We start from the raw sequence: 4,308 nt of genomic DNA, 5'->3' as shown, positions 1-4,308 counted from the left end.
GCCCGACCCGTCCCGGCCCGGCCCCTCCCGGCCGGCGCCCGCGGTGCCACCGCCCGCCAGGTCGTCGTCCGGCAGCGGCAGCAGCGCACGCACCGCCTGCTCCCGGGCTCGCCGGCCCGCGGCGGTCAGCGGCGGGGACGGCACCACGACGACCAGCCGCTGCGGGTCGTCCGGCCGCTCGGGGTCGTAGTACGCCCGCGGGGGGTGCGTGAACGCGGCCCGCGGGACCCGCGTGCGCACCGCGTGCCGGACCCCGCGCGCGTCGTCGAAGTGCACCGTCGCCCCGACGACCGGGCCGGGGGCGCTCTCGTAGTCCCGCACGCGCGCCCACGTCCCGGTCCGGCCGCGCAGCCGCGCCAGGCCGCCGGCGTCCCGCAGGGTCCGGATCCCGCCCCACAGCGCCGCCACCAGCCCCAGCGCGAGGACGAGGGCCGCGACCAGCACCGGCCGGCGGACCGCCTGGTCCGTGCTCAGCCCGTCGGACACCGCGGCCGACCACCCCGCGAGCAGCGCCCCCGAGCCGAGCACGGCCGCCAGTCCCGGCGTCGCCCGGCGGGTCACCGGCCAGGCCACGGCGGCGGTCGCGAGCAGCGCCATCCCGCCGAGCACCGGCGCCGCCCCCGCGAAGTCGTCGGTCGCGCAGGTGCCCGCGAAGCACTCCCAGCGCACCAGCGTGGCGTCGTGCGCGCCCAGCCGCAGCAACCACCACGCGAGCACGCCGAGCCCGGCGGCGACGGCGGCGGTGACGGTGGTGCGGGCGGCGGCCCCGGACAGGGCGGACGGGACGTCGGGTGCGGCACTCACGGCCCCATCCTGCCAACGCCGCAGCCCAGCGGCCCGGCGCACCGCCCCCGCCGACCTCTCGCGCGCACCGACCCCGCCCACGCACCGCCCACCCCCACCCCGCCGAGGTCGCACTCGTCGTCGGGTTCCGACCGCGCGAACCCCACGACGAGTGCAGGCTCGGCACCGGGGGCACCGGGGGCGCCGGGGGCGCCGGGGTGGACACGGCGCCGACACACGGCGGGGTTAGCCTGCACCGCGTGCCCGAGATCGCCGCCCACGCCCGCGCCGTCCCCGCCTCCGGGATCCGGCGGATCACCGAGCTGGCGTGGTCGCTGCCCGGCGCCGTGGTGCTGAGCGTCGGGGAGCCGGACCTGCCGACGGCGCCGCACGTGCTGGACGCCGCCCGGGAGGCGCTCGCCCGGGACGACACCCGGTACACCCCGAACGGCGGCATCGCCCCGCTGCGGGACGCCGTGGCCGACTGGCTCGACCCGGAGCACGCCCTGCCGGTGCGCCGGGACAACGTCTGGATCACCGCGGGCGGCGCGCAGGCGCTGCACCTCGCGCTGAGCCTCACCGTCGGCGCTGGCGACGGCGTGCTGGTCCCGGACCCGGGGTACCCGCCGTTCACGATGGCGACCCGGCTGCTCCAGGCCGAGGCGCAGCCCTACGCCCTGCGGGCCGAGGACGGCTTCCTGCCGGACCCCGCCGCGGTCGAGGCGGCCATCACCGACCGCACCCGGGTGCTGCTGCTCAACTCGCCGTCGAACCCGCTCGGCACCACCCTGCCCGCCGCGCTGGTGGCGGAGCTGCTGGAGCTCGCCCGGCGGCACGACCTGTGGGTGCTCTCCGACGAGTGCTACGCCGCGTTCACCGACGGCACCCCGCACGTCCCCGCGGCCCGGTTCGACACCGACGGCCGGGTGCTGACGCTGCACACGTTCTCGAAGACCCACGCGATGACCGGGTTCCGGGTCGGCGTGCTGGTGGTCCCGGACCGGATGGCACCGCTGATGCCCACGCTGCAGGAGTCCGTCGTGTCCTGCGTGAACACCCCGGCGCAGTACGCGGCCCTGGCGGCGCTGACCGGGCCGCAGGACGCCGTGGAGCACGCGCGGCGCACGTACCGGGAGCACCGGGACCTCGCCACGGCGGTGCTCGACGAGCGCGGCATCCCCTGGCTGCGAGCCGGCGGCGGCATCTACCTGTGGGCGGACGTCTCCCACGCGACCGGCGGCGACGTCGCGGCGTGGGCGGAGGACCTGGCCCGCACGGCCGGGGTCGCGGTCGCGCCGGGCTCGGCGTTCGGCGCGCGCGGCGAGGGCTGGGTGCGGATCTCGTTGACCGCGAGCGCGGACGACCTGCGGACCGGGCTGTCCCGGCTGCCCGCGCGGGCCCGGGTCGCGGCCGGCTGAGGCGGAGCGGGGGCCGCGACGGCGTCGCCGCCCACCAGGCGGCTCAGTGCTCGGCCAGCGCGTCCTCGAACGCCCGCAGCACCCCGGGCGAGAACAGCACGAACCGCACGAGGTCGACGGCGTCCGGGTGCGTCGCGGCCCACCCGCGCACGGCGGCGACCGCCACCTCCGCCACGGTCGCCGGCGCCCAGCCGTAGACGCCCGCGCTGATCGCCGGGAACGCCACCGTGCGGGCACCGACCTCCGCCGCCACGTCGAGCGACCGGGTGAACGCCGAGCGCAGCAGCGCGGGGTCCGTCTGGCCGGCGTGCGCGTTCGGGCCGACCGTGTGGATCACCCACCGGGCCCGCAGCCGACCGGCACCGGTGGCCACCGCGTCGCCGACCGGGAGCCCGTCGGGCAGCGACGTGCGGCGCAGCTCGCGGCACTCGGCCAGCAGGCCGGGCCCCGCGGCCGCGTGGATCGCGCCGTCGACGCCCCCGCCGCCGAGCAGCGACGAGTTGGCCGCGTTCACGACCGCGTCGACGTCCTGGTCGGTGATGTCCCCGGGCACGGCCTCGATCAGCATGCCCCCATCGTGGCGCGGACCTCGGCCGTCGTCCTGCGGGCGCGAGCCGCCCGGCCTACGGTGGCCCCACCTGCGAGCCCCCGGGAGGAACCCGTGACCGAGCCGATCCCCACCGAGCCGATCCCCACCGGCCCCGACGGCACCGAGGCCGTGCCGGTCGGGCACGACGGCCGCGAGGACGTGCCGCAGCTCGAGGCCGACGAGACGATCCCGCCGCGCCCCGAGGAGGACGTGGCCGACGTCGCCCGGGCCGTGCCCGATCCCGCGGGCCACGGCGTGCCGGAGCTCGGCGCCGACGACGCGCGCCTGCACCCCTGACGCCGGGGTCGCACCCGGCGCGGCCCCGTTCACCCGGGGGCGCGCCGGGCCGCCCGGGCGACGGGCCGCGAGCCGTTTGGCATGCTGTCGGCGTGCAGATCAGGCGCGTGCAGGAGGACGAGTGGCGGTCGGTCCGCGACGTGCGGCTGCGCGCGCTCCGGGAGGACCCCGACGTGTTCGGGTCGTCGCTGGCGCGCGAGGAGCTGTTCGCCGAGCCGCACTGGCGGATGCGCCTGCGCAGCGCGGCCACCTGGGTCGTCGACGAGGACGGCACCCCGCGCGGGCTCGTCGGCATGATCCAGGAGCCGGGCTCGCCGACCTCGGACCGGCACGTGGTGCAGCTCTGGGTCGCCCCGGAGGCGCGCCGGCGCGGGATGGCGTGGGCGCTGCTCGACGCGGTGAAGGACGCCGCCCGGGCGGAGGGCGCCGCCACGGTGTCGCTGTGGGTGGTCGACGGCAACCACGCCGCGGGTGACCTGTTCGTCCGCGCCGGGTTCGTCCGCACGGGCGAGCGGCACGCGCAGACGCGCGACCCGTCGAAGGTCGAGGAGCGCCTGGTCCTCCGCCTGGCCTGACCGCCGGCCCTCGGCCGGGCCGCCGCCGGTCAGGCGACGGGCGCGGACTCCAGCAGGAGGGTCACCGGGCCGTCGTTGACCAGCTCGACCGCCATGTCCGCCCCGAACACCCCCGTGGCCACGGTGAGGCCGCGGGCGCGCAGGTCCGCCACCACCGCCTCGACCAGCGGCTCCGCCACCGGTCCGGGTGCGGCGGCGTTCCAGGTGGGCCGCCGGCCCTTGCGGGCGTCGCCGTAGAGCGTGAACTGGCTGACGACGAGCACCGGCGCACCGGCCTCGGCGGCCGACCGCTCGCCGCGCAGGACGCGCAGGTCGGCGATCTTCCGCGCGAGGTACTCCACCTGCTCGGGGCCGTCGCCCGGGGTCACCCCGACCAGCACGACCAGGCCCTCGCCGTCGAACGCGCCGACGACCGCGCCGTCCACCGTGACCGAGGCCCGGCTGGCGCGCTGGACGACCGCCCTCACGCGGTCGCCCCGTCGGCCGGCCCGTCCACGGTCGCGTCGGCCGGCCCGTCCGCGGTCGCGGCAGCGTCGAACGCCGGCACCACCGCCCCGACGGGCTCGCCGTGCCCGAGGACCGGCACGTCCCCGAGCGCGTCGAGCGCCGCGAGGTCGGCGCCCGGCACCGCGCCCGCGCCCGCGAC

General features: G+C 78.9%; 5 protein-coding genes and 2 pseudogenes. 3 read left to right on the top strand and 4 right to left on the bottom strand.

The window, feature by feature from the left end:
* Positions 1–804: pseudogene (locus FA014_RS18495) on the bottom strand (hypothetical protein); the annotation flags it as partial.
* A 239-nt stretch (positions 805–1,043) separates the two neighbouring features.
* Here FA014_RS18495 and FA014_RS18490 point away from each other — a divergent pair.
* The gene (locus FA014_RS18490) at positions 1,044–2,201 is read left to right on the top strand and encodes a pyridoxal phosphate-dependent aminotransferase (RefSeq protein ID WP_195969371.1); all 1,158 of its coding nucleotides are present in this window, start codon (positions 1,044–1,046) and stop codon (positions 2,199–2,201) included.
* 43 nt (positions 2,202–2,244) lie between these two features.
* Here FA014_RS18490 and FA014_RS18485 read toward each other — a convergent pair whose 3' ends face one another.
* Positions 2,245–2,769 carry an O-acetyl-ADP-ribose deacetylase gene (locus tag FA014_RS18485; RefSeq protein ID WP_154731086.1) on the bottom strand — a complete coding sequence of 175 codons (525 nt, stop codon included), beginning with the start codon at positions 2,767–2,769 and terminating at the stop codon, positions 2,245–2,247.
* A 93-nt stretch (positions 2,770–2,862) separates the two neighbouring features.
* Here FA014_RS18485 and FA014_RS18480 point away from each other — a divergent pair, with 93 nt between their 5' ends.
* Entirely contained in the window at positions 2,863–3,087 is a 225-nt protein-coding gene (locus FA014_RS18480) for a hypothetical protein (RefSeq protein ID WP_154731085.1), read from the top strand.
* Positions 3,088–3,179: 92 nt separating this feature from the next.
* Positions 3,180–3,662, top strand: coding sequence for a GNAT family N-acetyltransferase (locus tag FA014_RS18475; protein ID WP_154731084.1), 483 nt, complete (start codon positions 3,180–3,182; stop codon positions 3,660–3,662).
* A gap of 29 nt (positions 3,663–3,691) precedes the next feature.
* On the opposite strand, the gene dtd is transcribed toward FA014_RS18475, so the two are convergent.
* Together dtd and FA014_RS20290 are read right to left on the bottom strand one after the other, a co-directional pair.
* Positions 3,692–4,129 (bottom strand): D-aminoacyl-tRNA deacylase, encoded by a 438-nt coding sequence (gene dtd / locus FA014_RS18470; protein ID WP_154731083.1) that lies wholly within the window; start codon positions 4,127–4,129, stop codon positions 3,692–3,694.
* Positions 4,126–4,308, bottom strand: a pseudogene (locus FA014_RS20290) (hypothetical protein); the annotation flags it as partial. The gene dtd and the pseudogene FA014_RS20290, both read right to left, overlap by 4 nt.

Source organism: Cellulomonas hominis (assembly GCF_005239125.1).
GTDB classification, from domain to species: domain Bacteria; phylum Actinomycetota; class Actinomycetes; order Actinomycetales; family Cellulomonadaceae; genus Cellulomonas; species Cellulomonas hominis_A.
This window is presented reverse-complemented; position numbering and strand designations above follow the sequence as displayed.